We start from the raw sequence: 26159 nt of genomic DNA, 5'->3' as shown, positions 1-26159 counted from the left end.
CTCCTGTCATGATGGCGATAGCTTACCTCAAGGTGCGTACTTCTCAACGCAGCAAGAATTTATATCTTCGGATCGAGCGCGCCAAACACAAAACGGACCCTCGTCGAGAGGGCCATCAGTCTATCGGAGAAGTTACTATGGCATCGAATGTCTGCGTGCTCGGCGCGGGCCGAATGGGCTCGTCCATTGCTCGAACGCTGCTCGACCGCGGCTATCCAACATGGGTCTGGAATCGAACCGTGGCAAAGTGCGACTCATTGGCGGCCCTTGGTGCGAAGGTCGCCCCCTCGGTGGAGGATGGAATCCGAGCGGCCGACGTCGTGATCATCAATGTTCTCGACTATGCCGCCAGCGACGCTTTGCTGAAGCGGGAGGGCATCGCTTCGGCATTGGCCAGCAAAGCCGTCGTACAACTCACCTCCGGCTCACCGCGTCTGGCACGGGAAGAAGCGCGCTGGGTGGAGGCACATGGTGCCGGCTATCTCGACGGGGCGATCATGGCCACTCCGGATTTTATCGGCAAACCCGAGACCGCACTGCTTTATTCGGGTTCCCGCGACGTTTATGAGAAGCACAAGCCCCTGCTGTTCGCACTCGGCGGCGGCACGAGCCATGTCGGGGAACTGCCGGGTCAAGCCTCTGCGCTTGATACCGCTCTGCTCACGCAGATGTGGGGCGGGCTCTTCGGAGCACTCCAGGGCATGGCTGTCGCCGAGGCCGAAGGTCTCGACCTAGCGACGTTCAGGAACCATCTTTCCGGATTCAAGCCTGTTGTCGATGCCGCTCTGTTCGACCTGGTGGATAGAACGAATGCACGCCGTTTTGCCGGCGACGACGCGACGCTGGCGTCATTGGGCGCCCACTACAGCGCCTTCCAGCACCTGCTTGAAGCATGCGAGGAGCGAGGCCTCGACGCGGCGATGCCGCGCGCCATGGACATGATTTTTCGCCAGGCGCGTTCGCTCGGGCGCATGGAAGATGATTTTGCGTCTCTCGCGCCGCTGTTTCGAAATGGCTCGTCGCGCCAGAGCCGGGAGCCAGCGAATGCATAGCGGCAAGACGAAACGAACCGCGACCTGCTCATGCCGGGGCGTGGAACTTGTCCTCGCCGGAGAGCCGCGACGCGTCTATGCGTGCAGTTGCATGGAGTGCCAGCGCTGCACCGGAACGGCGTTCTCATACCGGGCCATCTACGCCGGTTCCGCCCTCGTCGGCCAGAAAGGCGAGACCAGGTCCTGGCGCAGAACCGGCTCGTCGGGACAATGGCTGGAGCAGACATTCTGCACCACATGCGGGTCGGTCGTCTTCATGCGGGCAGAAGGGCTGAAGGATGCGCTGTCGGTATCGGTCGGCTGCCTGGAGGACCCGGAATTCCCACCCCCGATAATGCTCCATTGGCCTCACAGAAAGCATAGATGGCTTTGCTTGGAGGGCCTGCCAGAAGCAGCCGCCTCTTGAGGGCGGATCACCAAGCGCGATGCCTGGCTTGCAGCAGGCTCGGCATTGTGAGTCCGGCAACGTCTCCTTCGGCAATCGATTTCCGTTCAAGAAGGTCCCGATTGGGCGGATAGTTGTCGCGGGCGACTGCGAATCCCAAGGCTCCCTCGCAGCACTCCTTGCAACACTTTGCGCTCCCCGACGTTCTCCCAAGGCACGCTCCGAAGCCGATTGTCGCGGCTCCATTGGCAAATCCAATTGCTGGAGCGAGGGAGCCATCCCGGCTTCGCCGGCTGGCCACGGCACCGTGTGCCGTGGCAGTTCGGCAACCTGCATCGACGTGACGCTGGAGGAGACGCCATGGACATGGGCAACAGGAAGACGCAGTTTAATATCTGGTACTGGATCGTCGCCTTCGTCGGGCTGATGATCTTCCAATATGTCTACACTGCCACGCAGCACGTCGCTCAGATTCCCTACAGCCAGTTTGAGACCCTGCTGCGCGACGGCAAGATCGCCGACGTGCAGGTTTCCGATCGCTTCATCCAGGGCCGCTTCAAGCAGCCGCAGGACGGGAAGCCTCTATTCATTACAACGCGGGTCGAGCCGAATCTCGCGCGGCAGCTGCAGGAACACGGCGTCACTGTCACTGGCCAGATCGAAAGCACATTCCTGAGCGACCTGCTCTCCTGGGTCGTCCCGATCCTCGTCTTCTTCGGCTTGTGGATGCTGCTGATGAGACGCATGGGCGGCGGCATGAGCGGGTTGATGCAAATCGGCAGGAGCAAGGCCAGGGTCTACGTCGAGGCCAATACCGGCGTGAGGTTCGATGACGTGGCGGGCGTCGATGAGGCCAAGGCCGAGCTGCAGGAGATCGTGGATTTTCTGAAGAGCCCGCAGGAATATGGCCGTCTTGGAGGGCGCATGCCCAAGGGCGTACTGCTGGTCGGACCGCCAGGCACCGGCAAGACCCTGCTCGCGAAGGCCGTTGCAGGCGAGGCAAAAGTTCCGTTCTTCTCGATCTCAGGCTCTGAATTCGTCGAGATGTTCGTGGGCGTCGGCGCCGCCCGTGTGCGCGACCTGTTCGAGCAGGCATGCGCCAGAGCCCCGGCAATTATTTTCATCGACGAGCTCGACGCGCTGGGCCGCGCCAGGGGTGCGGGCCCGATGATGGGCGGCCACGACGAGAAGGAGCAGACACTCAATCAGCTCCTGGTCGAGCTCGACGGTTTCGATCCGAAGATCGGCGTCGTGCTGCTCGCCGCGACGAACCGCCCGGAAATCCTCGACCCGGCACTTCTTCGCGCCGGCCGTTTCGATCGGCAGGTGCTGGTTGATCGGCCGGACAAGCAAGGCCGCGTCCAGATACTCCAGGTCCACATGAAGAAGGCGAAGCTGGCAGCGGATGTCGAGGCCGAGAAAGTTGCCGCGCTGACGCCGGGCTTTACCGGCGCCGATCTCGCCAATCTGGTCAACGAGGCGACCCTGCTTGCCACGCGCCGGAAGGCAGATGTCGTCACGATGGACGATTTCAACAATGCGGTGGAGCGCATCGTGGCGGGGCTCGAGAAGCGCAACCGGCTGTTGAACCCCAGGGAACGTGAGGTCGTCGCCTATCACGAAATGGGCCATGCTCTGGTAGCCATGGCGCTGCCCGGCGTCGACCCGGTGCACAAGGTATCGATCATCCCACGCGGCGTCGGCGCGTTGGGCTACACGATCCAGCGGCCGACCGAGGACCGATTCCTCATGACTCGCGAGGAACTGGAGAACAAGATGGCGGTGCTGCTCGGCGGCAGAGCGGCCGAGCAGATCGTGTTCGGGCATCTGTCGACGGGGGCCGCCGATGACCTGGCCAAAGTGACCGATATCGCCCGCGCCATGGTTACGCGTTATGGCATGTCGGAAAGGCTCGGCCATGTGGCGCTGGAAAAGGACCAGCGCTCCTTCCTGAGCCCCAACCCACTCGCCGGCGGTCCGCGCGAGCACGATTACGGCGCGGCCACCGCCGAAGCCATCGACGCGGAAGTTCGCAGCATCGTCGACACAGCTTTCGCGCGAACCGTCGGCCTGCTCACTGAGCGACGGGATCTGCTGGAAAAGACGGCGCGCAAGCTGCTCGAAATCGAGACGCTCAGCGAGGCTGAACTCGCGTCGCTCGTCGGAAACGTCTCGGCACCGGATCGTGCGACAACGGAGGCATCCGATCCGCAATCGGGGAAGCGACCGGTACGACGAGGCAAGGCTGCGGCTACAAACGTCTCGCGCCCCGCCGAGTGATGCCCTTCCTCGTCCCGACGGCAGATCGCTGGCATCGCCAATCTCGACGCGGCCTCCCCAGGTGACCCGTTCCCAGTGGCATAGTGTCGCTGCCAATCACTGAGATAGTCGCCCAGGGCCTGGCAATCATCAACAACGAAGACCGGCACGGCCCCGCGCACGCGCCAAGCCGGCGTTGCGGGCGGCCGCAATCCGCGTCGCGCGGCGCCGGTTGACCGGCTTGTTCAGTAAAGGCTAATGAGGCAGCGTTACGCGACCGATCGTTGTGTCTGTTTTTCAGATTTGGCGTTGCTTTCGTCGCGGTCCGAATCCGCCAGCTACGGTAGGCCAGGCTGAATGACCGACCTCATTTGCCTCGAATTCGCCCCTATCATTGAAGAGCGGTGCTGATTGCAATGCTGGCGCCATCCGTTTACCAACTCCTGCAGACAAAACGAAGGCTCGTATGATCCAGGACAATGCCAGGGTCGGCGTCGTGGTGCCGATGTTCAATGCCGAGCGAACCATTCGCGCCACCTTGACCAGCATCTGCCAGCAGGACCATCAGGCGCTGGATATTATCGTGGTGGACGACGGGTCGACGGACCAGTCCGCCTCGATTGTGGCCTCCTGTGCTGAGAGAGACCGGCGTATACGCCTAATGAGGCAGTCGAACGCCGGTGTTGCGCAGGCCCGCAACAGCGGTGCGGCCTCTACCGATGCAGAGTTTCTGGCGTTTGTCGACGCGGATGATCTCTGGGCCCCATCCAAGATCGCACTGCAACTGCGCGCCCTGCAGGAAGGCGGCTCTTCTGCGGGCCTGGCATATTGCTGGTTTGCCCAAATCGACGAGGACGGCCGGGTATTCTCACTATACCGACCCGATGCCGATGGCCGCGTTCTGCAACGGATGTGCAGAATGAATTTTGTCGGCAACGGAAGTTCGATGCTGATGCGTCGCTCCGCATTCGAGCAGGCGGGACAATTCGATCCTTCCCTGAGGGCCAGGAATGCACAAGGCTGCGAGGACCTTCTCATGTGCCTCAGGATAGCGGAAAGTTACGAATTCCGTGTCGTGCCTCAGCACCTGGTGGGCTATCGGATGACGAACGTCAACATGTCGAGCGATGTCATGCAGATGCTTCGTTCATGTGAAATCGTCCTTGCCGAGTATCGCGAAAAATATCCGCAGTTCGGCAGCGATCTCGATGCGCATCTGGTCGACATGATTCATTGGCTTGCCATCAGAGCCTTGGTCGGCGGGCGGCTGTTCGCAGCCGGCGACCTGCTGAGGAGATACTTCGTCCTGGAACCGCGCACGGCAATTTCCCGCCTGCCCAACATGATCGACATGTACTGCCGGGCCAGGCTGGTTCCTCGCTGGATGAAGGTTGGAGTGAAACGGATGCGAAACAAAAACGCCGAGTTTCGGCGCCTTTATGAAGAGACTATCTGGTGAATGTGAGCGTATTCCTGTTCGCGCGCTTGCAGCGGCTCTTCCGCCACGGGGGTCTGGGTGCACCTCGTGATCTGAGACCTTAAGCGCCGTCTTCGACGAGAGCGGACGGATCAATACTCCTCGGACCTGACTCGCGAAGCTGGCGCGGCGTCGGCGTCTTGAGGGCCACCTGGACTCGCCTTCGAAGCCACTCCGGAGGAAATGGCTGGCAGATGAAAGTCGGATCGGCGTCGAAAAAACGCTCGGAGGTACAGATGGAATGCGGTGAGGTCGGAACCATGCGCTGTTTAACGGCAAGTATTCTTGGCACAAGGCGACACAGCCGCCGCCACAGGTCTTGTGCGGACGGCTTTGCGAAGACATGAAACAGCGCGGCCGGATCGATCCGTGTTGCGTGGACAAGCGGAGCGATGGCCGCGCCTGGCGACGTGCGGGCGGCTTCGCTGCCATAATACGCTGAAGCCACGCCATCGGACCAACGAAACAAGAAAGACGCTAGCTTGGGATGTCGCGTGCGGACTGTTTCAAGGACGATCCGGTGCGATGTCAGCATGACGACATACCTGGTCGACATAGAAGATAGTGATCGCCGGTAACCAATCAGATACTCGGGAACGACATCATAATCGCAGATCGCGGCAATGTTGAGCTGCATCTGCAAGTCTTCGGCTCCTTGGGCGCCTGCGGCTCTGAGCGACGGGTCGTATCCCCCGGTTGCCGTAAGAACTGACCGCCTGATTAGTGGTGAACTTGCATTGCCGATAAAATTCTCAACCAGCAGCCAGTTGTGGACGTCCCCGCGGGCGAGAGTTGGCGGGGAGCATTCGATCACCCAATCATCATCATCGATGACCCGATACCATGCGTAGACAAGGCCGAGAGACGGCCGCGACTGAAAGAGGCTGTGCTGCTTTTCCAGCTTTGTCGGGTGCCACACATCATCCGCATCAAGTGGCGCTATAAATTCACCCTTCGCCGCATGAATTGCCAGGTTTCTGGCGACAGCAACCCCTTGGTTCTGCTGTCTCAGAAGAGAAATACGCGGATCACTGGTTGCAAATGCCTCGACGATCTCAGCGGTCCGGTCGGTCGACCCGTCATCGACCACTATGATCTCTAGCTGTTTGAAAGTTTGCGAGGCGGCCGACTGAAGGGTGTGTCGGATGGTCTTTTCCGCATTGTAGGCAGGAATGATGACGGAAACTGCGGGTTGCATATCAAAAAAAGCCTGCTTTTGATGAAGGATGAAAGAAAGACGGGGCGCCACCGGCCTAAATACTAGCATGCTCGAGCGGGATAGTATCAAGCCGCGCCTCTCCCTATGGCTACTTCAATGTCTGAGAATTCGCCCGGTATTCGCACTTACGGCGGCGACACGTGCTAATATGCTGGTTTCAATCCGCCCAAACTTGTGGATGCCTTCATGCTTCCTTTCATTTCGCTCACATCCGTGCCCGTGGCCCCGTGGTCATATTGCCATCAGCTATATGCTTGAACACTCACATGTATCGCGTTTCTGCCGATCGGGATGGCATCCACGATCGGACATGAGCGTGGTTTTTACGGTTCTTGCGGCGGGAGACCGATGGTGATTCCGCGCGTTCTCCTGCAGCTTGGTCGGCTGGTGCGGCGTCGACGCCTGCGCCGTGCTCCCATCATACTGATGTACCATCGCGTTGCAGATATCGCCGTCGATCCGTGGAGCCTAGCTGTCCATCCGGCGAGGTTCGACGAACAAATCGAAGCGCTGACGCGGAGCCGGCAGGTGGTGCATTTGCATGAGCTGTTTGATGTCATCGCACGGGGAAAGCCAGGCAAACCGCTTGCGGTTGTCACGTTTGACGACGGCTATCACGACGTCTACAGCAACGCTCGCCCGATCCTGCAGCGTCACGACTGCCCGATGACCCTGTTTGTTGCGACGGGAGCAATCGGAAGCGGCAGAGAATTCTGGTGGGATGCGCTCACGCGCATCTGTCTTGAGACCGCTGAACTGCCTGACCAACTCGACATCACGATCGAGGGAGGCAGGCATCAATGGCTTATCCCGAAGATGGTGGAAAAGGCCGGCCGTGACAAAGTCTACCGGGAGGTGTGGTCGGCGCTCCGAACGCTGCCGTATGAGCGACAGAACGCACACGTCGAAGACATTGCGAAATGGGCGGGCGTTGGTCTCGACGCCAGGCCAGAGCACTGTATTATGACTCCCGCGGAGGTTGGTGACATCAGTGACGACCTGATCACGATCGGCGGTCATACTGTCAGTCATCCCACGCTTCCGGCCCATTCCTTCGCGACCCAGCTTCGCGAGATCGTCGACGGCCGTTCGGCCTGTGAGCAAATGACCGGAAAACGCGCCCTCTCTTTTGCATATCCATTCGGAGACCATGACGCTCTGTCGGTAACTGCCGTCAGGGAAGCGGGATTTGAGTTCGCATGCACGACGCGCGCCGGGTGCGTTGCGCCCGAGGCAGACGTGCTGCGTTTACCTCGATTGTATGTCGGCAACTGGTCAGGGGACGAATTCTTGCGAAAAATTGAGGATCATCTGCTCTGATGAACGCACAGCAGACTACTATTATCACGCCTCGACGCGGCTGGTTTGACCTCGATTTCTGGCACCTGTGGCGCTATCGCGATCTGCTGCTCCTGTTCGCGATGCGCGACATCAAAGTCCGCTACAAGCAGACCTTGCTTGGTCCGGCTTGGCTGATCCTGCAGCCCCTGGCGCTTACCGCAGCCTTGACCACCGTCATCAGCGGTATCGCGGGCATTTCAACCGGTGGCCATCCCGCGCCAATCTTTTATCTGACAGCGCTGGTGCTGTGGTCGTATTTTTCCCAAGTCGTCTCCACCGCGAGCCAGGTCTTCATTGCGAACGGTCATCTTTTCAGCAAGATCTACTTCCCGCGACTCGTCGTTCCCGTGTCGTCGCTGCTGTCGAACAGTGTGGCCCTGGCGATCCAGCTTGGCGTCGCATTGGCTTTCTTGCTCTGGTACCAGCTGACAGGAAAAGTGGACGGGTTGTCGTGGCGCCTCGCGTTCTTTCCGCTGGTGATCATCCAGATCGCGGCATTCTCGTTGGCTGTTGGGCTTTGTCTAGGAGCGTCAACCGCGAAGTACCGCGATACAGCTCATATGACTCCGTTCTTGATTCAGATCTGGCTGTTCGTGACGCCGATCATCTTTCCTTTTTCGGCTATTCCCGAGCAGTACCGGACGCTGACCGGATTTCTGAATCCGCTCGCTGTCATAATTGATGAAGGGCGCTGGTGCTTCTTCGGCACTTCGGCAGTCGGTGCGCCACAAATCGCTGCAGCGCTTGTCATGACCTCGGTCGTGCTGTTCATCGGCGTCGTGATATTTCAACGCGTCGAACGAACGGCCATGGACATGCTGTGAAGAGAAATGACAACCCTTGCGGCCCCGTAGAGAGTGAAGGTCGCCTTTCGTCGGCCGCCGCGCATTCTGCACAACGGGCACGACGCCGATGCCATTGATCTCCGTCATCACGCCTTTCCTCAATGTCGAGCGGTTTCTTCCGGCTGCGATCGAAAGCGTGCGCGCGCAAACCTTCACCGACTGGGAAATGCTTCTCATTGACGACGGATCATTCGACGGGAGCGTTGCAATTGCGGTGGCTGCAGCAACCGGCGATCCGCGAATCCGTTTCATTCGATCGAACGGCCAGCGTCGCGGCGCCGCCGCGGCGCGCAATGCCGGAATTGCGGCCGCGTCGGGCATGTTCTTCACGTTCCTGGATGGCGACGATATATTTGAGCCGGAAAAATTCGAGACGGAACTTGCAATCTTTGATGCGCATCCTCGCGCTAAGGTCCTTTACGGACCGACCCTGTGGTGGTTCCCCGATGAGCCGCACAGGAACTGGACCGACTCGATGCCACACCAATCGGGCCGTCTGCACATGCCGCCCGACCTGCTCGACCAGGTCATCGTGCGCCAGCGGGCTCATGTGCCGTGCATCTGCTCGATCATGGTTCACCACGAAGCTTTGGTAGCGGTGGGCGGCTTCGATGAGGCGTTCGAGCTCTACGAAGACCAGACCCTTCTAGTGAAGCTGCTGTTGCGCTATCCGGTATTCGTGACATCCACGCCCACCGGCCGATACAGGCAGCACCTCGATTCAACATCGGCCAAGGCGACTGCTTCCGGCATCTACGATCGACTGCGCCCGCATGCTGCTCGCATTGGTTTCCTCGAATGGGTTGAGATGCATGCGTCGACCTCGGGATTGATGACGCCGGAGTTGCAGCGAGCGCTCCGCTTCGCATTTGCGCGCTATCCGGCCCAGCGTCGGCCCCTGACACTTCGCGATAGGTTTGACCTCGCCATCGAAGCCGGACGCCGGTTCGCTCGGCGGCTGACGCCACACCGCATCCTGTCGAAGGTGTTCAGGGTGCTGACGAGAGCACGGAAGTAGTGGGCGGGACCGGTGGCGCGGATTGGATCGCGACCGAGCCTGAGATGTCTGATATCAACAATACCGTTTTACGTGAATGACAAGTCGCATCGCCTCGCTGGGGGCGACGTGCTAAAACTGACGAGTGTCCTTTCTGTGCCAAAATTCTGTTTGTTATGCCTAAGGTCGCGTTCGATTTCTGGCAACGAACACCAGCCGTTGCCTCTCTGCGAAGCTAAGGAGAATTTGGCTGTTTCATGATCGCAGTCGTCATAACAACTTACAACCATACTCGCTTTCTTGAGGAAGCCATTCAGAGCTGTCTTCGTCAAAGCCGGCCGATGGATGAAATTATTGTCGTCGACGACGGATCCACCGACAATCCAGCATCGGTTGTCGAGCGTCATCCAGGCGTGCGCCTGATCAGGCAGGACAATTGCGGGCTCGCGGCCGCCCGAAACACCGGACTGGCGGCTTCCAGATCCGATTACATCACCTTTCTGGACGCGGATGATCGTCTCCTTCCGAATGCCATTGAGACGGGCGTGCGAATGCTGGTTGCGCATCCAGATGCGGTTCTCGCTTACGGAGCTCATCGCTTCATCAATGGAAGCGGTGCGATCGAGTCAGACAAGCATCACGTCGCGCTTATTGAAGATCCTTATCTTCAGTTACTGCGGACGGGAAACTTCATTGCGATGCACGCGACCGTGGTTTATCGGCGGGAGAGGCTCGCGGCCATGGGCGGGTTCGACGTTTCAATGCGGTCCTGCGAAGACTATGAGCTATTCTTGCGAATCGCCCGGCGCGGTTCGATCGTAACGCACGACGATGTCGTCGCCGAGTATCGCATGCACGGCGACAACATGTCGAAGAATCGATCGATGATGCTCGCTGCAGCATTGTCGGTGCTTGACAAGCAGTTGGCAGGCCCGGTTGACGACGATGTGCGTCTTGCAGTCCGCGATGGTAGGCGGTTCTGGAAGACCTACTATACCGGAGAGTTGACTACAGAGGCCTTGCGCGCGATCCGCGCCGAACCCGCCAAAGCGATTCGCATGCTGCGGCAGGCTTTGCAGATGTCGCCGCCGATCACGCTGCAAACGGCGGCATTTAGGATAAAGCGCAAGGTCGGCAGGCATGTGCGACGGCTGCTCGGAGCTTCCGGCGCCGATTGGCGGGCTCCGCGCGTCGGTTCGGTGCGGTTTGGGGATTTCGCACGCACGATGCCGATGAGCCACTCATTTGGATATGATCGCGGCAAGCCAATAGATCGGTATTATATCGAGAATTTCCTACAATTGAATGCGGCCGACATACATGGCCGTGTGCTGGAAATCGGCGACAACAGCTACACGATGCATTTTGGCGGTGCTCATGTCGTCAAGAGCGACGTGCTGCATGTTGATCCCGATGATCCAAACGCGACCATCATAGGCGACCTGTCGCAGCCCGGAGTGCTGCCGTCAAACGCCTTCGACTGCATCATCCTCACGCAGACACTTCATCTGATCTTCGACATGTCGGCTGCGGTCGCTGCACTGGCCGAAGCGCTCAAGCCCGGGGGCGTGCTGCTGCTAACTGTTCCTGGCATCACCCCGGTCGATCGCGGCGAGTGGGGCAGCACGTGGTTCTGGTCATTGACGCAGGCGGCGTTGGCGAAGTTGCTTGCGAAATCCTTCAGCACGGCGAACATGGCGCTCGAAACCCACGGCAACGTCTTTGCGGCAGTTTGTTTTCTTCAGGGACTCGCCAAGGAAGAAGTTTCTGACCAGAAGCTCGACGTCCGGGATACCGCCTATCCTATCGTTGTCACGGCGCGCGTCATGAAGGACGGGCTGACCGCGGATCAACCCGGCAGTCGAACCGCAAATGTTACGGCTTGAGATCGATGACAGAATTGCCAGCCGTTGAGGTCCGAGGACTTTCCAAGCGCTACCGGCGCGGCGCGATCGGCGTGCGCTCATTGCGTGAGGAGGTCGAACAACTTGTCGCACGTTTGCGCTCGCGGGAAGCCGAAGCTTCCCTCAACGAATTCTTCGCCATCAAGAACATCACTTTTTCCGTTCCGACTGGCACCGTGTGCGGTATCATCGGACGCAACGGCTCGGGAAAGACCACGCTGCTCAAGGTTTTGACCTCGATCACGGCTCCGGATGAGGGCGAGGCAGTGATGCGAGGCCGGATCGGAAGCTTGCTGGAGGTAGGGGCCGGATTCCATCCGGATCTCGACGGGATCGAGAACATCTACCTCAACGGCGCGATCCTCGGCATGAGTAAGGCAGAGATCACGCGTAAGCTAGACCGGATCATCAAATTTGCCGATATCGGCAGCTTTCTCGAGACGCCGGTCAAGCGTTATTCGTCCGGCATGTATGTTCGGCTTGCCTTCGCGATCGCTGCTCATCTGGAGCCGGAGATTCTCGTCGTCGACGAGGTGCTTGCTGTCGGCGATGCTGAATTTCAAAGGAAATGTCTCGGCACGATGAAGAACGTCGCGGGTGAAGGTCGGACCGTGCTGTTCGTGAGCCACAACATGGCCATGGTCCGGCAGCATTGCACAAAAGCGATTTATCTGGACCGCGGCCTTCTGAAGGATTTTGGCGAGGCATCATCGATCATCGATGCGTACCTGTCGAACACCGCCCCGAGCAGCAACGGATCCGAGCGCGTTGGCGATGATGACCTCTGGATGCAGGTGGCTATTGTGCATCCGGGTACGCACGAGCGCTGCAGCCAGCTCAAGTTTGGCGGCGATTACGATTTTGTGCTGAAGCTGGGCGCGAGGAAATCGTTTCACCGAAGCGTGGTTCATATCCAGATTTTTGATCAGGAAGGCAACTTGATCTCTGTGCTCGAAAGCCTCGCGGAAGGTGTTGGTCAATTCGACATCGTTGGGCAGGCCAAGGTTGTATTCAGCGTGCGATCGTTGGGATTGTTGCCTGGCACTTATAGCGCTGGAGCGGCTCTCTATGCGTGGGGAGAGGATGACCCGGACCTCGCAAGCGAGAACTTGCTGACGTTCGACGTTGTTGCAGCAACAGTCAATGACTCATATTGGCCATATCTCAAAGAGCACGGGATTGTGCGACTGTCGCATTCTGCCCAGTTGCTTAAGGTGGATTGAAGGCGCGTGGAGAGACGTCCTGGCGAATAGATCTTCGATGTAGTTCAATCCGTCGACCGCGCGACCGCAACGCTGAAATCGCGCGCGCCCTGCAAAGACTGAAGGACAATCCGGGCTTGCGGGAACGCCCTCGGTCAGGCATCGCGAAAACGCATAGAGGAAAATTTCTCGCTTGCCGCAGTGGCCGCCGCTCTCGATTGTTTGTTGACCAGGCGGTAGGGCTCTTCAGCAAAAAAAGATCGTCACAACCGGCGGCGATACCAGGCCAGCGCCGTTTCGACGATCCGGTCGATTCCCGATTGCTCAGCCATCCAGCCGAGTTCCCGGGTCGCCTTGCCGGCCGCGGCTACAAGCGCAGGCGGGTCACCTGCCCTGCGCGGACCGTAGGCCACAGGAAGGCGCGTTCCCGAAGCCCGGCTCACCGCATCGACCAACTCGTTCACCGTCGTTCCGGTTCCGGTGCCGAGATTGTAGACGTGGACTCCGGGATCGCGCAGAAGCTTCTCCCCTGCCAGAACATGCGCACGGGCGAGATCGGTGACGTGGACATAGTCCCGCACCGCCGTTCCGTCCCTTGTGTCGAAGTCGGTGCCATTGATGGTAAAAATCCGACCCGACCTGACCGCCGCCTCGATAGCGAGCGGAATGACATGCGTTTCCGGTTCATGCCGCTCACCGACCTCGCCGTCGGGATCACATCCGGCCGCGTTGAAATACCGAAGCACAACCGCGTTGAGGCCATGGGCATCCGAAAGATTGTCCACCATTCGTTCTACGATGAATTTCGACCATCCATAGGGATTGATGGGCGACTGCGGATGCGTTTCGTCAATCGGAGAACGAATCGGAACGCCGTAAGACGCGCAGGTGCTCGACAAGATCAGCTTGTCGACGCCGATCTTCAGCATTTCCTCGAGCAAGACCAGCGTCCCAAAACTGTTATTCCGGTAGTAGAGTTCCGGGCGCTCGACGGACTCGCCGACATAGGCGTAAGCGGCGAAATGCGCCACCAAATCCGGCCGATACTGGTGCAGCGCTGCTGCCACCGCTGCGACATCGCAAATATCGCCCTCGACAAGCGGTCCCCATTTGACCGCGTCGCGCCAGCCGCGCGAGAGGTTGTCGTACGCAATGACCGACCAACCGGATTCGGCGAATGCCTTGCAACAGTGTGAGCCGATATAGCCCGCCCCGCCAGTGACCAAGACTGTTTTCATTCGGCTGCAGCGGACCGAGCATATCCCGATGAGACCAAGTCTTCGAAATAGGCAATGGTCGTGGCGAGGCCATCGCGCAATGCAATTCTTGGCTTCCAGTTGAGATCGCGCAAGGCACACCCGATATCAGGCTGTCGCTGCCTTGGGTCATCGACGGGCAAAGGTAAAAACCTGATCTTGGATCGGCTTCCGGTAAGTTCGATCACGAGATTGGCAAGTTCGAGCATCGTGAATTCGACCGGGTTGCCGAGATTGATTGGACCGGTAACATCGTCGGCCGTGTGCATCAGGCGAACCAGACCATCGATGAGATCATTGACGTAGCAAAATGAGCGTGTCTGCTGGCCGGTGCCGTACACAGTTATCGGCTTGTTTCGCAGTGCCTGCATGATGAAGTTGGAAATGACGCGGCCGTCGTCCGGACGCATCCTCGGACCGTAAGTGTTGAAGATGCGCGCTACCTTGATCCGCAGACTGTGCTGCCGCCAATAGTCGAAAAACAGGGTTTCGGCACACCGCTTGCCTTCGTCGTAACAGGAACGGGGACCTATCGGATTTACCCTGCCCCAATAGTCCTCGGTCTGCGGGTGAATCTCGGGATCGCCGTAGACTTCAGACGTGGACGCCTGAAGGATCTTTGCGCGAACCCGCTTGGCGAGCCCCAGCATATTGATCGCCCCATGGACGTTGGTCTTTGTCGTCTGGACCGGATCGAACTGATAGTGAACCGGGCTTGCCGGGCAAGCAAGGTTGTATATTTCATCAACTTCTATGTAGAGCGGAAATGTCACGTCGTGGCGAATGATCTCAAAGGATCTGTTGTCGAGCAAATGCGAGACGTTTCTCCGACTTCCTGTGAAGAAATTGTCGACGCATACAACCTCGTGGCCTTCAGCAAGCAACCGCTCGCATAAGAACGATCCCAGAAAACCTGCGCCCCCCGTCACCAAGACTCGCTTTGCCTGCTGCATTTTAGGGATCCTCACGCCAGTTCTTCACGCAATCGAATGCGCAAAGCCCTGAGGCGAGGATAGGAAAAAAATGCTGCGCAGCAAACACAAAATGTTAACGCACTTGAAATAGGCGCGTGAGGTGTGGCGCAAAAATACGCGAAAAAACCGTTCATTCACCCGTTCTGACGGTTTTCGTCCGAACGTCGGCTTGCCGGCAATCGGCATTTGGACGTGAACGCGCTGCGCCGCAGCATGATCGATTGCTAATTAAGGGAGATGGGTCCTGCACAGTCTTGACCCGGCTCTATCACCGCCGATGAACGCCACGCGACTGGGGGTCAAAAGCTGACATATGCGATGTCCACTTTCGACCCCCTGCATCCTCTCTCCGCCGTGCTACGCCGGTTGCAACTCCCTGCGCGGCAGCCGCGGGAAGGCGATCGCCACCGCAACCGCGCCGAGCCCGACCAGGGCCGAGCCGATGAACAGCCAGGAATAGCTGGCATAGGCATCGAACACCATGCCGCCGGCGAGCGGGCCGAAGGCCATGCCGATGCTGGACAGCATGGTCACAGCACCAAACACCGTGCCGAGGATGCGCTGGCCGAAATATTCGCGCGCCAGCACCGCATAGAGCGGCATCACGCCGCCATAGGTGGCGCCGAAGATGACGGCGAGCGTGTAGAATTGACCAAGCTCACTGACGGCGAGATAGGCTGCGATGACCACGGACTGTATCGCCAGACCGGTAATCAGCACCGGCTTGACCCCCAGCCGGTCGGCGAGCACGCCGTATAGAAGCCTGCCGCCCAGGCCCGCCAGGCCCTCGATGCTGTAGATGCTGACCGCCGCCATCGGCGCTATGCCGCACAGCATCGCATAGCTCACCATGTGGAAGATTGGCCCGGAATGCGCCGCACAGCAGGCAAAGAAGGTCAGTGCCAGCACGATGAATTGCGGCGAGCGCAGCGCCTGCGGAACCGACATGCCTGTATCGTCGGCGGCAAGAGCGGAGGCAGCGTCACTAGCGACAGGCTTGGGCGGCTGACGCACCAGCAATGCGGCCGGCACCAGCAGCGCCCACGCCGCGACGCCGATGACAAACATGGCGGTGCGCCAGTCATAGGCCGAGATCAGCCAGCGCGCGAAGGGCGAGATCGTCATGGGTGCCACGCCCATGCCGGCCGAAACCAGCGAAACGGCAAGGCTGCGGTTCTTGTCGAACCAGGCCGTGGTCAGCGCGATCATCGGCGCAAAGAAGGCGCTTGCCGCGAGGCCGACGAGCACGCCATAGGTGATCTGGAAGACAAGCAGCGAGCCGGTGCGGCTGGCCAGTACCAATGCCAGCCCGAGCAGCACCGCACCTATCATCACGACAATGCGAGCGCCGTAGCGATCGTAAATGGCGCCCCAGGCGAAGCCGCCGAGGCCCATTACCAGGAAGTTCAGCGTCATCGCGCTCGATATGCCGGCACGCGACCAATCTGTGTCGAGCGCCATCGGTTCGAGGAAGATCGCCAGCGAGAACATCGCCCCGAGGGCGACACAGGTCATCAGGGCGCCAGCCGCGACGATGACCCAACGATAGGAAATGCGCATATTTTTCTCCCGAGATCGTTTGGACACGGCGCGACTTCTTTCGAGCTTCGTCACACCGCTTGCGTCCGAAGGACGATGGCGACATTTCGAATCCTACAATCCGGTTGCATTTTTTATCCAGTCAGGAAATCGCGCCACTCAATTGCTCCATTGCATTGACCGTGCACCGCCCTGAGCTAGATTTCCAACCTGGCGATCAGGAGCTAACAGGCATGGAACTTCATCGCGGCCGTCTCATCGACCACGTCCAGCTGGTGGTTAGGGATCTTGCCGCCAGCCGCCGCTTCTACGAGGCGGTTTTCAGCGTGCTCGGTATTCCCATCGGCGGCAGCGCCGAGGATTACTTCTGGGCCGACGAGCTGTTCGTCTCCAGCATCGATAGCCGGGCGGCCAGCGGACAACTGACGGGGCGCCACCACCTTGCCTTCCAGGCAAAGGACCGCGCGATGGTCGACGCCTTCTATAGAGCCGGCCTCGACGGCGGCGGCACGGACAACGGCGCACCGGGCGAGCGGCCGCACTACCATCCCGGCTACTATGCCGCCTTCCTGCTCGACCCCGACGGCAACAACATCGAGGCCGTCTTTCACGGCCCAGCCAACCGCAGCGTCGCCTCGGTGAAGATTGCGTTCTGATGACCGGGTGACGGATCGACGACGGACGCTGTCCCGACCTATCCTATCGTGTCAGCGCCGCCATCTGGTTCGCCAGGAAGTCGACGAACAGCCGCGCGCGGACCGGTAGCTGTCGCCCGTACGCATGGACGATGTGCACCGGCATGGTCGGCATCGCCACCTCGGGCAAGATGCGGACCAGGCGGCCGGCGTCGAGATCGTCCTGCACGGCAAACTGCATCAGATGCGCGATGCCGGCTCCGGCAAGCGCCGCTTGCCGGATGGCGCCGCCGTCATCGGTATCGAGCCGCCCGTTCGGCACGATTGTCGTGCCGTCGGCGAAGGTGACCGGATAAGGCCGGCCGGCCATCTGGTAGCGAACGAAATCGTGGCCTTGCAACGCCTCGATCGTGGCCGGCCGTCCGCGCCGTTCGACATAGGCCGGCGACGCCACCAGCACGATCGGCAGATTGGCGATCTTGCGCGCGATGAGCCCGGTGTCCGATAGCGCCCCCATGCGCACCGCGACGTCATATCCTTCGCGGATCAGGTCGGCGTGGCGGTCGGTAACGTTGAGTTCCAGTTTCACCTCGCTGTGCTGAGCCAGGAACGCTTGTGCCCAAGAGGCGATCAGGCCGCGCCCGAGTTCGACGGATGCCGTGACGCGCAGCAGGCCGCGCGCCGTATCGGCCATCTGGACGATGTCCTCGGCATCATCGAGCGCTCTGAGCAAAGGCGCGATCCGCTCGTAATAGGCGAGGCCTTCGCTGGTCAGGCCCAGCCGGCGCGTCGAGCGCTGGATCAGCCTGACGCCCAGCCGGCGCTCGAGCCGCGCCACGCTCTTCGACACCGCCGAGGGACTGGAGCCGACCAGCCGGCTGGCGGCATGGAACGAGCCCGCATCGACCGTGCGCACGAAGGCGACGAGACCGGCGGTCTTTTCGAGGATGGTGGTCATTCAAGAATTCCAGGCACGAAAGAACCGATCGAGGCGATCCTAATACGCTATCCGATCACTATTAAATACCGCCCATCATCAGCAAAGGAGAAATTTGATGAGCAACCTGAACGGCAAGGTCGCCATCGTCACCGGCGCCTCCAAGGGTATCGGCGCCGGCATCGCCAAGGGCCTTGCAGCGGCCGGTGCCGCCGTCGTCGTCAACTATGCCTCGTCGCGGGAAGGCGCCGACCGCGTCGTTGCCGCGATCAAGGACGCAGGCGGCCGAGCCGTCGCCGTCCACGGTGATGTGTCGCAAGCGGCTGACGTGCACCGCCTGTTCGAGGCGGCCAAATCGTCGTTCGGCGCGGTGGACATACTGGTCAACAATGCCGGCGTGTTCGCGTTCGAACCGCTGGAAGCCGTGACCGAGGCCGAGTTCCACCGCGAGTTCGACACCAATGTACTGGGCACCATCCTGGCCATCCGGGAAGCGGTGAACCATTTCGGCACCAGAGGCGGCAGCGTGATCAACATCAGCTCGGTCGCCAGCCTCAACCCGCAGCCGAACTCGCTGGTCTACGCCGCCACCAAGGGCGCGGTGGATTCGATCACGCTGTCCATGTCGCGGGAGCTCGGCGCCCGCAACATCCGCGTCAACGCCATCGCCCCGGGCGGCGTCGACACCGAAGGCCTGAAGCGGATAGGCATCGTCGGCAGCGAGTTCGAGAAGCAGGTCATCGCCATGACCCCGCTCGGCCGCTTCGGACAGCCCGACGACATCGCCCGCATCGCAGTGTTCCTCGCCTCCGACGAGGCATCGTGGCTGACCGGCGAGCGCATCACCGCCTCGGGCGGTTGGCGGTAGGGATAGAGGGCGCGGACCGCCGTTTCACGGACCATGCCCAACGCAGCGCAACGTCGATAAAACACTGCAATCGATGACGGGAGCGATTTAAGACCTATGTTGCGTCGAGGGAGGAGCGCCGTGCGGTATCGATGACAGCGAGAAGCCGGGGAGATAACGGATGACGGACGACGAAAGAGCAATCCGAAAGCTGGTCGAGACGTGGATGGATGCGAGCAAGCGTGGAGACACCGCGACCGTCCTCAGCTTGATGACGGACGACGCGATCTTCATGGTTCCCGGCCGGGAGCCCTTCGACAAGGAGATCTTCGCGGCGGCCGCGGAGGAGATGGCCGGCGTTCATGTCGACGGCACGAACGAGATCGTTGAACTACAGCTTCTCGGCGACTGGGCCTTCATGCGCGGTCGTATCGATATGACCGCGACGCCGCCGAACGGGAAGCCGGTGCGTCGATCGGGATATACGCTGACGCTCCTGCGCAAGGAGGCTGATGGTGCGTGGCGGCTCGCGCGCGATGCAAACCTGCTGACCCAGCAAAGCTAGAGCCGGTCTCCGGCATCTCTGCACCGGAAGGCACGCCAGGGGGAGCGATAAGATGGCAAAGATGCGATACAGATCGCCCTGAGCAGCGTTCCCCTCGTCCACCTGATCACACCGGCAAGAGAGCGTTCGGCTTGACATCGGCGATGGAGGCGAAAGTGTGCGTTTCGCGCACGCCGGGCAGTGGCAGGATGACCCGCTGCAGGAAATCCTGGAACACCGCCATATCGGCGATCCGCGCCTTGACCAGATAATCGAAACCGCCAACCACCATGTGGCACTCCAGAACCTCCGGAGCTTTCGCCACGGCTTCGGCGAAGCGGTCAAAGACGTGCGGCGCCGTGTGATCAAGCCGGACCTCGATGAACACCAGCGTTCCCCGGCCGACCTTGCGCGGATCGAGCATGGCCCGGACCGCGGTGATGAACCCGTCGCGGAACAGGCGCTTCACCCGCTGGCTGGTTCCGGTCGGCGACAGCCCGACACGCCCGGCAAGATCAAGCGTCGTCCGGCGCCCGTCCTCCTGCAGCAGCCGGAGCAGGCTGCGGTCTATCTGGTCGAGGTCGCCCATTTCACAATCCACGCCATTTCAGTGACTTGTGTGCCGATTTCACGCAGAGTGGTCAAAATCAACGTATTTCATCACATGAAACCTTGCAATAGCCTGCGCTTCCCTCATCCGCTCAAAGCAAATGTGGTGAGCCGATTTCGACGAAACAGGGGTGCAGGATGACCAAGGAATTGTTCAGCCCAGCCGGCGAGAGTGCGGCGGAAATCAGCAAGGGAGTGACCGAGATCCTGGTGCTGAGCGAAGCCGACGTGATGACGTGCATCGACCTCAGCCAGCTTCTCGATGTTCTGGAAGACGGCTTCAAGGCGCTGTCACAAGGCAAGGTCGTCAATCCACCCCGACCACAACTCGACATCCCCGGGGCCGGCTACAGCCTCGCCATGCCGGCCTGGATGGAGGGCATGAACCTGACCGTCAAGATCGTCAACGTCTTCGAAGGCAACCTGGCAATCGGCCTGCCCAGCCACCTCGCCACCATCAGCCTGTTCGATCCGCTGTCCGGCCTGCCGGTCTGCATCATGGACGGCACCTTCATAACCGCGGTGCGAACCTCCGGCTCCGCCGTGCTGTCGGTGCGCGCGCTTGCGCGCCGGGATGCCAGGATAGCTACGGTGGTCGGCGCCGGCGTGCAGGCCAACCAGCACCTGCATCTGTTGCCGCTGGTGCGCGACTTTGCCGAAATCCGCGTCACCTCGAAGAGCTTCGACGATGCAGCAGCGCTTGCCCGGCTGCATCCGTCGGTGGTGGCGGTCGCCGACCTCGAGGCGGCGGTGCGCAGCTCCGATGTGGTGTGCCTGGCGACGCATTCCTACGAGCCGGTGATCAAGGCAGACTGGGTTCGGCCGGGCACGCATGTCTCGTCGGTCGGGGTGGCGCCGCCCGGCGGTGAAATGCCGATCGAGCTCATCGGCAAATCCAGTCTTTTTGTCGAGACCAAGGATGCATTCAAACCGACCCCGGTCGGTTCTTGCGAGCTTGCCGGCATCGACCCTGATTTCGGCACCGAGCTTGGCGCCATGCTGCTCGATCGCGCGCCAGGCCGCGTTTCGAATCAACAGATCACCACCTACAAGGCGATGGGCATTGCGATGGAAGACATGGTCGCCGCCGATCTCGCCTATCGTTGCGCCCGACGTGTGCGCAAGGGAAAGCTCGTTGTGCTGTAGGCGCGTGCCGCGAGCCAGGCTGGGATCGACGTTGCTGACAATGGCGCTTTCGCGGAGGCGGTCGGGCTAAAGGCCGGCCCCTCAGGCCGGCTCGCGCTTCAGCGCCTGCGCCATGCAGTGGATGCCGCCGCCGGTCTTCGAGATCTCGCTCATGTCGACGGCCGCGACCTCGAAGCCGCGCGCCTTGAGCTGACCGATCAGCGTCTGGCTGGATGTCGGCGCGATCACCCTGTCCTTGCCCAGCGACATGAAATTGCAGCCGAGCGCCATCGTATCCTGGAACGGCACGTCGATGATCTCGTGGCCCTTGCCCTTCAGCCAGTCGACGATGCCAGGCTCCGTGCAGGCGAGGCAGACGGCGGTCAGCTTCTCGGCGATCGGCACCACCATCAGGTCGATATGGACATAATATTCGTCGATGAAGGCGATGCGGGTCTCCCAGCCCTCCTTGTCGAACCAGGCCTGGACCTGGCGCGCGCCCTCCTCCTGGGTGCGGGCGCCGCCGCAGCCGATCAGCACCACGCCGTCCTCGATGACGTTGAAGTCGCCGCCCTCGAAGGTGCCCGCAGTTACCATGTCGTAGATCGGGATGCCGAGCTTCTCATAGGTGCGGATCGCCGCATAGTTCTCGCCGCGCCGCCACCATTGGGACATGGCGGTGATAATGGCGCCATACGGCGTCATGACGCTGGAATCGCGCGAATAGACCTGCATCGGCAGCTCCGGCGTCGGCTCGTGCCAGTGGATGTTGACGCCGAAATGCTCGTAGGCGGCGACCAGGTCCTTGTGCTGCGCCTGCGCGATCTGGATGTTGCACGGCGCCTCGCGCAAATGCTTGCGCGACAACGAGCTGGTCGAGAGGTGGCGCAGGAAATTCGGCGAACCGAGCAGCACGTCGGTCAGGACGTCGGTCTCGTTGGCGAAGCCCCAGGCGGTCAGCGGCTTGGTGCCGCCGGCCGGATTGCGGCGCTGCAGTGAAAACGGCTCGGTGACGATGCGATCATGGACGGTCATGGGGTTCTCCTGGCTTGAATGATCACGCGGCTTGATTGCTTGGTATCCACCAGTCCCTTCCGCGCGGGGTGGTGACATATTCCGGCCAGCGGAAATGGATCGGCGGTTCGTAGTCGCAGAGCGGCGCGAGCCAATTGCTGCCACCAATGCCGCCGCCGGTGCGGCTGACGAATTCGTCCATCGCGGCTTCGCGGGCCGCCTTGTCTTCCAGCAGGCGAAGTGCCGCCAGGGCGATCGTCTTCGCGGCGCAGGTACCCATCGGATCGATGGTGGCTGAAATGCCGCCCAGCGCGTTCATCGCCCAGGACGGATACGCCTGGCCGTTCTCGGACCGCAGCGCCGGCCGGGCGACATAGAACCGCGCCGTCGGCGCGTGCCACGACATGTCGGTGTAATCGTCGGAGGTCGAATTGAGCTGCGATGGCGGCAGGTCGCGGCGCAGCAACGCCTCCGCCTCCTCAGGCGCGATCAGTTGCTCCAACTCGGCGATAAACGGCTCATCGGTCGCCGCGCCGCCGGCATTGACCTGGATTTCGCGCGCGATCGTCTTGGCCGTCTCGTCCCAGCGCGGCGGCCCGACCTTCGACAGCGCCTCGTAGGCAATCATTGCCATGGCGTGGTTAGCCAGCCCCGGCCGCGACTTCGACACCCAGTGCCGCTCGTAGCGGCAGCCGCTCATTTTCGCGGCGGCTTCGGCATTGCGGTCGAGCACGGCGGTCACCTGCTCGGCCATCGCAAGCGTCGGCACGCGGATCATGTACTGGATCTCGGCCAGACCCGCCGGCAGATTGTCGGCGGTCGCCTGCCCTGCCGTCAGGACCGCTTCGCTGATCGACCAGCCGCCCTGATGCGGCAGCATGGAATCGCGCAGCGCCTTGGAGGCCATGTACATCATCATGAGCGCGTCGTTGGCGCCGGGCGCCCTCACCGCCGAATGCGCCTGCGGAATCGGCGCGCCATCGCTTGCGCGAACCCAATTTTCGGGTTCGTCGCACACAAAGCGGTAGATCATCGCGTAGGCCGCGCCGCAATGCGTGTCCCAGCGCGCCGTGTTGCAGAGCGGCAGCATGTAGAAGGGATGGAAGGAGATCATGCCGGCGAGGCCATCATAGTAGCCCTTTGCCGCATGGATCGGCTTCGATCCTCGCACTTTCTCCGCCGGCTCGCCGGTGAAACGCAGCGTGCCCGATATGCCGTGGCGCTGCATCGCCGCCTTGGCCGCCAGCAGACCGCCGAGGCTGGCAATGCCCAGCCCCGAATGCGGATCGGTGTGGCCGCCGGCCTCAGCGCCTAGACCCGGACGCGGTCGCTTGACGGTCGCCGCATCCTGGCAATTGCCAGGTACCGCGTCATACTCGGCATACATGCCGATGGTCGGCCCGGCGCCGTTGGTCCAGTGGGCGCAGAAGGCGGTGGGCATCCCGCCGGAGCCTTCCTCGACCGAAAAGCCCTCGTGCTTCAGATGCTCGACATACCAGGCGGCCGACTGGTATTCGCGCCAGGCGGTCTCGCCGAAATCGAAAATCGTCCGCGTCCACGCCGACAGCGACGGCTGGATATCGTCGAGACAGGCAAGCGCGGTTGCTTGGGCCGAGGTGGTCACCGGTTCCTCCATGGGTGAAAGAAAGCAGTGAAGCGCCCCGCCAAAAAGTGATATGTTTTCCCGGCTCATGCAAATTCGGTTCACCTCTTGAGAATTCCATCGACGCAGGCGCTGCGCGCCCTCGACAGTTTTGCCCGCCACGGCAGCGTCTGGCGCGCCGCGGACGAACTGCATCTGACCCGCAGCGCCGTCAGCCATCAGCTTCGCCTGCTCGAACGCGATCTCGGCTTCGATCTGCTCGAGCGCATCGGCAAGGGCGTGGCGTTGACGCCGCGCGGCCAACGCTATGCCAGTGACGTGCGCAAGGCGCTGACGGTGCTGGGCGATGCCGTAACGGGCCATGCCGGCACCGGCGTCGGCGGCTCGTTCAGCGTCAGCTGCACGCCGGGCTTCGCCTCGCTGTTCCTTTGTACTCACATTGGCGAATTCCGGCAGATGTACCCCGATGTCGCGCTGCGTATCCTGACGCCGCGGCGGCTGGACGATGTCAGCAATGCCGACGCCGACGCCTTCATCGCCTTCGGCGTCGGCAACTGGCCGAACCGCGCGGTCGAGCTGTTGTGCGAAATCTCGTTCACGCCGCTGTGCAGCCCGACCCTGCTCAACAAGATCGGCGGGTTTTCCAAGCCCGCCGACGTGCTGCGCGCCAATCTCCTGCATCTGGGCGACACCGAGGACTGGGCGCGCTGGCTGGCGCTGTCGAAGGTCGAAAATCCCGACATCGAGGGCGGCATCTTCTTTTCCGACATGAACCTGGTCTTTTCGGCGGCGATCGCCGGCCAAGGCATCGCCATGGGCGACGAGCTGACCAGCCGCCGGGCGCTGAGCGAAGGCCGGCTGGTCCGCCCGTTCGACATCGCGATCAGTTCGCCGCGCTCCTATTTTCTCGTTTCCGAACATGCCAAGGCGGCGCATCCGGTGCTGAATGTTTTCAGTGGATGGTTGCGGTCGAAGCTGTCGGAGAACCAGCGTTAATCTCCCCTCCTTGAGGGGGGAGATGGCCGCGAAGCGGCCAGAGGGGGTCGCTTCGGCTGGACTCGGCCCGGTCTGCTTTCAAAGAAAGAGGAAGTCGCCACTCCACGCGAGACGACCCCCTCTGTCGCCTTCGGCGACATCTCCCCCTCGAGGCGCCATAGATGAATCAAATTTGCCGGTCAGGCGAAAACTATTCGGTTGCGGTGAGCCGCCGCCCTGCCTACGATTTCAATCAGCATTGAGGACAAAGGCAGGATGCAGCAACCCGGCCGTGCCGCAGAGATCAAGGCAATCGGGATCGGCAAGAGCTTCGGCTCGTTCCGTGCGCTGGACGACCTGACGCTCGATATCGGCCGCGGCGAGTTCCTGACCCTGCTCGGGCCGTCAGGTTCGGGCAAGACCACCTTCCTGATGATCCTTGCCGGTTTCGTGCAGCCGACCGACGGTCGCCTGTTCAGCGACGGCGTCGACATCACCGAGCGGCCGGCCGAGCAGCGCGCCGCCGGCATGGTTTTCCAAGGCTACGCCCTGTTCCCGCATATGAGCGTCGAGGCCAACATCGCCTTCCCGCTCAAGGTGCGCAAGAAATCGGCGGCCGACATCAAGCGACGCATCAGTGAGATGATCGAGCGCGTCGGGCTGAAAGGTCACGAGAAGAAACTGCCGTCGCAATTGTCCGGCGGCCAGCAGCAGCGCGTCGCGCTGGCGCGTGCCTTGGTGTTCGAGCCGGGCGTGCTTTTGCTCGACGAGCCGTTCTCGGCGCTCGACAAGGGCCTGCGCGGCCAGATGCAGGCCGAGATGAAGCGGCTGCACCAGGAAACCGGCACCACCTTCGTCTTCGTCACCCATGACCAGAGCGAGGCGCTGGCGCTGTCGTCGCGCGTCGCCATCTTCAACCACGGCAAGTTGCTGCAGGTCGGCGCGCCTGACGAGGTCTACGACCGGCCGGCCAACCGCTTCGTCGCCGAGTTCCTCGGCGAGATCAACATGCTGCCGCTGAAGGACGTGCGCAATGCCGACAACGGCGCCACCGGCCTGTGCGAAGACCGCACCATCACGCTACGCGGCAATGCAAGCGCCGTCGGCAGCAACGCCATCCTGGCGATCCGGCCCGAATACATGTCGATCGCGCTCGAAGCGACAGCCGGCGAGAACGGCATCGCCGCGACTGCGGTCGCCTCGACCTATCTCGGCGCTGCGACACGGCTCGATCTCACGACGCGCCAGGGTGCCAAGGTGACGGTGTCGGTGCCGAACGAGGTCGCCGCTTCGGCACTCGGCAAGGGCAATTCCGTGTGGCTGACATGGCCGGCGGAAAAAGGTTTCCTCCTTCCGGATGGAGGACAATGACGATCGGCGTGGCGAAGCTGAAATCGCCAGGCTGACTTTCGGGAAATAT

At 61.3% G+C, this 26159-nt stretch carries 23 protein-coding genes; 15 read left to right on the top strand and 8 right to left on the bottom strand.

The window, feature by feature from the left end:
• Positions 1-8: 8 nt before the first annotated feature.
• The 4 genes from AC0L3I_RS11390 (at position 9) to AC0L3I_RS11375 (ending at position 5155) form a co-directional block, all read left to right on the top strand.
• Positions 9-1052 carry an NAD(P)-dependent oxidoreductase gene (locus AC0L3I_RS11390; protein ID WP_473487529.1) on the top strand — a complete coding sequence of 348 codons (1044 nt, stop codon included), beginning with the start codon at positions 9-11 and terminating at the stop codon, positions 1050-1052.
• Positions 979-1458 carry a GFA family protein gene (locus AC0L3I_RS11385; RefSeq protein WP_473487528.1) on the top strand — a complete coding sequence of 160 codons (480 nt, stop codon included), beginning with the start codon at positions 979-981 and terminating at the stop codon, positions 1456-1458. The genes AC0L3I_RS11390 and AC0L3I_RS11385 overlap by 74 nt, the downstream gene beginning before the upstream one ends.
• Positions 1459-1797: 339 nt before the next feature.
• Positions 1798-3717 (top strand): ATP-dependent zinc metalloprotease FtsH, encoded by a 1920-nt coding sequence (ftsH, locus tag AC0L3I_RS11380; protein ID WP_473526948.1) that lies wholly within the window; start codon positions 1798-1800, stop codon positions 3715-3717.
• A 445-nt stretch (positions 3718-4162) separates the two neighbouring features.
• The gene (locus tag AC0L3I_RS11375; RefSeq protein WP_473487526.1) at positions 4163-5155 is read left to right on the top strand and encodes a glycosyltransferase family 2 protein; all 993 of its coding nucleotides are present in this window, start codon (positions 4163-4165) and stop codon (positions 5153-5155) included.
• Between the two features lie 79 nt (positions 5156-5234).
• Here AC0L3I_RS11375 and AC0L3I_RS11370 read toward each other — a convergent pair whose 3' ends face one another.
• Positions 5235-6461, bottom strand: coding sequence for a glycosyltransferase family 2 protein (locus AC0L3I_RS11370; RefSeq protein WP_473487525.1), 1227 nt, complete (start codon positions 6459-6461; stop codon positions 5235-5237).
• Positions 6462-6740: 279 nt separating this feature from the next.
• On the opposite strand from AC0L3I_RS11370, the gene AC0L3I_RS11365 reads away from it, so the two are divergent.
• The 5 genes from AC0L3I_RS11365 (at position 6741) to AC0L3I_RS11345 (ending at position 12702) form a co-directional block, all read left to right on the top strand.
• Positions 6741-7712, top strand: a complete 972-nt coding sequence (locus AC0L3I_RS11365) for a polysaccharide deacetylase family protein (protein WP_473487524.1) — start codon at positions 6741-6743, stop codon at positions 7710-7712.
• A complete protein-coding gene (locus AC0L3I_RS11360; protein ID WP_473487523.1) occupies positions 7712-8557 on the top strand; it encodes an ABC transporter permease in 846 nt (281 codons plus the stop codon). Before AC0L3I_RS11365 ends, AC0L3I_RS11360 begins: the two co-directional genes overlap by 1 nt.
• Before the next feature lie 88 nt (positions 8558-8645).
• Positions 8646-9596 (top strand): glycosyltransferase family 2 protein, encoded by a 951-nt coding sequence (locus AC0L3I_RS11355; protein ID WP_473487522.1) that lies wholly within the window; start codon positions 8646-8648, stop codon positions 9594-9596.
• Between the two features lie 236 nt (positions 9597-9832).
• A complete protein-coding gene (locus AC0L3I_RS11350) occupies positions 9833-11461 on the top strand; it encodes a glycosyltransferase family 2 protein (RefSeq protein ID WP_473526947.1) in 1629 nt (542 codons plus the stop codon).
• Between the two features lie 5 nt (positions 11462-11466).
• A complete protein-coding gene (locus AC0L3I_RS11345; RefSeq protein ID WP_473526946.1) occupies positions 11467-12702 on the top strand; it encodes an ABC transporter ATP-binding protein in 1236 nt (411 codons plus the stop codon).
• A gap of 242 nt (positions 12703-12944) precedes the next feature.
• On the opposite strand, the gene galE is transcribed toward AC0L3I_RS11345, so the two are convergent.
• The 3 genes from galE to AC0L3I_RS11330 form a co-directional block, all read right to left on the bottom strand.
• Positions 12945-13919: a UDP-glucose 4-epimerase GalE gene (gene galE, locus AC0L3I_RS11340; RefSeq protein ID WP_473526945.1), complete on the bottom strand. Its 975-nt coding sequence runs from the start codon at positions 13917-13919 to the stop codon at positions 12945-12947.
• A complete protein-coding gene (locus AC0L3I_RS11335) occupies positions 13916-14890 on the bottom strand; it encodes a UDP-glucuronic acid decarboxylase family protein (protein WP_473487518.1) in 975 nt (324 codons plus the stop codon). Before AC0L3I_RS11335 ends, galE begins: the two co-directional genes overlap by 4 nt.
• 378 nt (positions 14891-15268) lie before the next feature.
• A complete protein-coding gene (locus tag AC0L3I_RS11330) occupies positions 15269-16471 on the bottom strand; it encodes an MFS transporter (RefSeq protein ID WP_473526944.1) in 1203 nt (400 codons plus the stop codon).
• A gap of 212 nt (positions 16472-16683) precedes the next feature.
• Here AC0L3I_RS11330 and AC0L3I_RS11325 point away from each other — a divergent pair, with 212 nt between their 5' ends.
• Positions 16684-17106, top strand: coding sequence for a VOC family protein (locus AC0L3I_RS11325; RefSeq protein ID WP_473526943.1), 423 nt, complete (start codon positions 16684-16686; stop codon positions 17104-17106).
• A gap of 43 nt (positions 17107-17149) precedes the next feature.
• On the opposite strand, the gene AC0L3I_RS11320 is transcribed toward AC0L3I_RS11325, so the two are convergent.
• Positions 17150-18043: a LysR family transcriptional regulator gene (locus tag AC0L3I_RS11320; RefSeq protein WP_473526942.1), complete on the bottom strand. Its 894-nt coding sequence runs from the start codon at positions 18041-18043 to the stop codon at positions 17150-17152.
• Between the two features lie 97 nt (positions 18044-18140).
• On the opposite strand from AC0L3I_RS11320, the gene AC0L3I_RS11315 reads away from it, so the two are divergent.
• Both AC0L3I_RS11315 and AC0L3I_RS11310 read left to right on the top strand, forming a co-directional pair.
• Positions 18141-18890: an SDR family NAD(P)-dependent oxidoreductase gene (locus tag AC0L3I_RS11315; protein WP_473487514.1), complete on the top strand. Its 750-nt coding sequence runs from the start codon at positions 18141-18143 to the stop codon at positions 18888-18890.
• Between the two features lie 205 nt (positions 18891-19095).
• A complete protein-coding gene (locus AC0L3I_RS11310) occupies positions 19096-19434 on the top strand; it encodes a YybH family protein (protein ID WP_473526941.1) in 339 nt (112 codons plus the stop codon).
• A gap of 106 nt (positions 19435-19540) precedes the next feature.
• On the opposite strand, the gene AC0L3I_RS11305 is transcribed toward AC0L3I_RS11310, so the two are convergent.
• Positions 19541-20002: an Lrp/AsnC family transcriptional regulator gene (locus AC0L3I_RS11305; protein ID WP_095496501.1), complete on the bottom strand. Its 462-nt coding sequence runs from the start codon at positions 20000-20002 to the stop codon at positions 19541-19543.
• Between the two features lie 158 nt (positions 20003-20160).
• Here AC0L3I_RS11305 and AC0L3I_RS11300 point away from each other — a divergent pair, with 158 nt between their 5' ends.
• Positions 20161-21168, top strand: a complete 1008-nt coding sequence (locus AC0L3I_RS11300; protein WP_473526940.1) for an ornithine cyclodeaminase family protein — start codon at positions 20161-20163, stop codon at positions 21166-21168.
• An 81-nt stretch (positions 21169-21249) separates the two neighbouring features.
• Here the strand turns inward: AC0L3I_RS11300 and AC0L3I_RS11295 are convergent, their stop codons facing one another.
• Together AC0L3I_RS11295 and AC0L3I_RS11290 are read right to left on the bottom strand one after the other, a co-directional pair.
• On the bottom strand, positions 21250-22182 hold the full coding sequence (locus AC0L3I_RS11295) for a dimethylarginine dimethylaminohydrolase family protein (RefSeq protein ID WP_292206511.1): 933 nt from the start codon (positions 22180-22182) through the stop codon (positions 21250-21252).
• 22 nt (positions 22183-22204) lie between these two features.
• Positions 22205-23797 carry a zinc-binding metallopeptidase family protein gene (locus AC0L3I_RS11290; RefSeq protein ID WP_473527004.1) on the bottom strand — a complete coding sequence of 531 codons (1593 nt, stop codon included), beginning with the start codon at positions 23795-23797 and terminating at the stop codon, positions 22205-22207.
• 75 nt (positions 23798-23872) lie between these two features.
• On the opposite strand from AC0L3I_RS11290, the gene AC0L3I_RS11285 reads away from it, so the two are divergent.
• Both AC0L3I_RS11285 and AC0L3I_RS11280 read left to right on the top strand, forming a co-directional pair.
• Positions 23873-24760, top strand: coding sequence for a LysR substrate-binding domain-containing protein (locus AC0L3I_RS11285; RefSeq protein WP_095496498.1), 888 nt, complete (start codon positions 23873-23875; stop codon positions 24758-24760).
• A gap of 255 nt (positions 24761-25015) precedes the next feature.
• On the top strand, positions 25016-26110 hold the full coding sequence (locus AC0L3I_RS11280; protein WP_473526939.1) for an ABC transporter ATP-binding protein: 1095 nt from the start codon (positions 25016-25018) through the stop codon (positions 26108-26110).
• Positions 26111-26159 lie beyond the last annotated feature (49 nt).

It is taken from the genome of Mesorhizobium sp. WSM4840 (assembly GCF_055811755.1).
The sequence above is the reverse complement of the archived record's forward strand: the minus strand, read 5'-3'. Positions and strand labels throughout refer to the sequence as shown.